Below are 3,160 nucleotides of genomic sequence, written 5' to 3' on the forward strand. Positions count from 1 at the left end.
GTCGACGTCTGCGGACAGGGCAGGCGGCAGATTTTGCATCTGGCGGACGGCGTCTTCGAGCAGTTGGCAATACATCTCGTAGCCGATCGCAGCGATGTGCCCGCTCTGTTGGCTGCCGAGTAGGTTTCCCGCGCCGCGTATCTCCAGGTCGCGCATCGAAATCGCGAACCCGGCTCCCATCTGGCTGAACTCTTCGATCGCCCGCAGACGTTTGCTCGCTTCGGGCGACAGGTGTTTGTGGGGCGCCACCATCATGTAGCAGAACGCTTGGTGTTTGTACCGTCCGACGCGGCCACGCAACTGGTGCAGATCGCTCAATCCGTAGTGATCCGCATCGTCAATGAAAATCGTGTTGGCGTTGGGAATGTCCAATCCGCTTTCGATGATCGTGGTCGCCAACAACATGTCGTACTTGTGTTCGATAAAGTCGACCATGACTTGTTCCAGTTCGCCTTCGGGCATTTGACCGTGTCCGATCACGATCCGAATCTCGGGAACAATCTTGCGAATCTTCTCGGCCACCTCGTCCATGTCACCGATTCGGTTGTGCACCATAAAGATCTGTCCGCCACGGTTCAGCTCGCGGACGATCGCGCTGCGAATCAGTTTGTCATCCCAACGGGTCACGACCGTTTCGACACTGCGGCGTTCGGCCGGCGGTGTTTCCAAGTTGCTGATATCGCGAACACCGACCAACGCCATGTGCAAGGTTCGCGGGATCGGAGTTGCCGACAGCGTCAGGACATCGACGTTGGAATGTTTGTTCTTCAAGCGTTCCTTGACGCCCACGCCGAACCGCTGTTCTTCGTCGATGACGACCAGTCCCAGATTCGAGAACGCGATGTCTTTGCCGGCCACGCGGTGGGTGCCGACGACGATGTCCACCTTTCCCGCCTTGAGATCTTTTAACGTTTGGCGTTGCTCGGCGGCGGTACAGAAGCGGCTGAGTTTTTCGATGCGGACGGGGAATTCGGCCATCCGATTGCGAAAGTTATGAAAGTGCTGTTCGGCCAACACGGTCGTCGGCACCAACACGGCGACCTGATAGCCGCTGGTCACCGCTTTGAACGCCGCCCGCATGGCGACTTCGGTCTTGCCGAATCCGACGTCGCCGCAGATCAAGCGGTCCATCGGTTTGGCCATTTCCATGTCGTCTTTGCAGTCGGCGATCGCGGTGACCTGATCGGGCGTTTCCTGGTACGGAAAACTGGCGTCGAATTGTTGTTGCCAGATGTGATCGGGGTCAAACGCGATGCCTTGTCGTCCGGTGCGTTTGGCTTGCAACTCGAGCAAGTCGCTGGCCATGTCGGTCACCACCGACTCGGCCGCTTTCTTCTGTCGAACCCACGCTTGCCCGCCGATCTTGGCCAGCTTGGGACGGTTCTTGGTGCCGCCGACGTAGCGTTGAATCAAACCGATCCGCGAGGCGGGGACATAGATTTTGGAACCGCCCTCGTATTCGATGACCAGATGTTCGACGTGCTGGCCGTTCTTTTCGATGTGGTCCAGCCCCCGGTAGAGCCCGATGCCGTGCGAGAGGTGAACGACCAGATCGCCCGCTTCCAACTGCATCGAAGCGGTGATCGGTTTTCCCGGCGCACGCGTCTTGCCGCGTCGAACCGGACTGCGATGGAACAGCTCGGCGCCGGTGAGCACCAATCGTTTTGCGGCGGTCAATCGGAATCCGCCGCTGATCTGTGCGACGGCCGGCTTGATGTGTCCGCTGCGTGCGGCCTCGGTTTCGGCCAACAATTCCATCAGCCGCTGGCTATCCGAAGGCGTGTCACCGACCAATAGGATTTCGTGGTCGGCCGCGACGGTGTCGATCCGCGTTTGCGTTTCGTCAAGCGCCAGGGCAAACCCGTCGGCGCTGGTCGACTGCAAATCGATCGTCGTCTCGGCACCTTCGTTCAGCAGCGACGCCGTGACCACTTTCAGGTGCGACATCGACGCGAGCAACGCATTGAAATCGGTGAAATGGCTGTGGTCGTCGGTTCGCTTGAGCAGCGTCTCGGCCGACAGCTTGCTATCGTGCGGGTCGACCAGAATCACCAATGTGTCGTCGGGCAGGTAGTCGGTGATCGGCCCCAGGTCGATGTCGTGCAGGGAATCTTCGGAAGTCTGATCGTCCGCGCCGACGGCCGTGATCTCGACCTCGCTGATCGATTCGACACTTCGTTGGCTACCCAGATCGAACTTGCGAATCGATTCGATTTCGTCGCCGAACCATTCGACCCGAATCGGGTTGGATTGATCGACCGAAAAAATGTCCATCAACCCGCCGCGCGTCGCATACTCGCCCGGTAATTGAACGGCGGTGGTCGCGACAAACCCGCTCTGGTCCAGCCAGCGGGCGACTTCGTCCATCTCGATTTCGTCCCCCACGGCCAGACCGCGGGTGGAGGCTTCCAGTTGGGCCGGCGTGGGAACCAGTTGGATCGCGCCGCCGATGTAGGCGGTCACCAGCAACGGGTTGGTGTCGTCGCAGTCACGCCCACGCAGTTTCTGTAAGACTTGCAACCGTTCGGCCAAGTCGCTGTCGGCCAGGGCGTGTTTGCCCGACCGCCCGACGCTCAACGGCAGGGCGACCGAATCGGCGAGACCGAAGGCGATCGCGTCGCCGGCAACGATATCCGCGTCGGCCGCTTGGGGCAGCAGCATCAGCACGTTGGGGCAGCGCCGTGCGGCCGCCGCGGCCAATACCGCGCGCAGCGACCCCCAGACGCCCGAAAATGCCAGCTGGTCCCCCGGCGAACACCCCGCGATGACTTCGCTGATCCGCGCATGCTCGTCCAGCAAGTCGACGATTTCGTGCAGACGCTGCGTACCGAGGGGGCTGGCGATGGACAAGGTCAATCGATGGGTTTCAGTAGGATGGGCGGTCGTTCGTGCCGTCGGGCAACCATTGGGACGCGCGCCGATGGCAATCCCACAGCCAGGTACCGACCAAGGTACAGGCCAGATTCTATCAGCCGATGCGGGCCAGCCCACCGGCCCTGGCGCGGAACTCGCCAAGAGTTTCGACGCCGTCGGTTCACCGCCGAACGCCTCGGCGGCTTCTGCTGCATCTGCAACCCTGACACTCCATCTGGACGAAGCACTCCGGCAATTTTACCTGGCTAGCGAGTCGGAAAGAATGACCACGGATGGCAGCGCGAAC

Annotated in this window: 2 protein-coding genes; one reads left to right on the plus strand and one right to left on the minus strand. The window is 60.9% G+C overall.

The features are described 5' to 3' along the window. On the minus strand, nt 1–2,856 hold a 2,856-nt coding region (gene mfd / locus ABX749_RS27325; protein ID WP_372898814.1), incomplete at its 3' end, for a transcription-repair coupling factor. Nucleotides 2,857–2,920: 64 nt separating this feature from the next. Between mfd and ABX749_RS27330 the strand changes: the two genes are divergently transcribed. Continuing rightward, nucleotides 2,921–3,160 (plus strand): hypothetical protein (locus tag ABX749_RS27330; protein ID WP_372898815.1); only part of this gene is annotated, 240 nt, incomplete at its 3' end.

The sequence above is a fragment of the Stieleria sp. genome (genome assembly GCF_041595215.1).
In the GTDB taxonomy this organism is placed as follows: domain Bacteria; phylum Planctomycetota; class Planctomycetia; order Pirellulales; family Pirellulaceae; genus Stieleria; species Stieleria magnilauensis.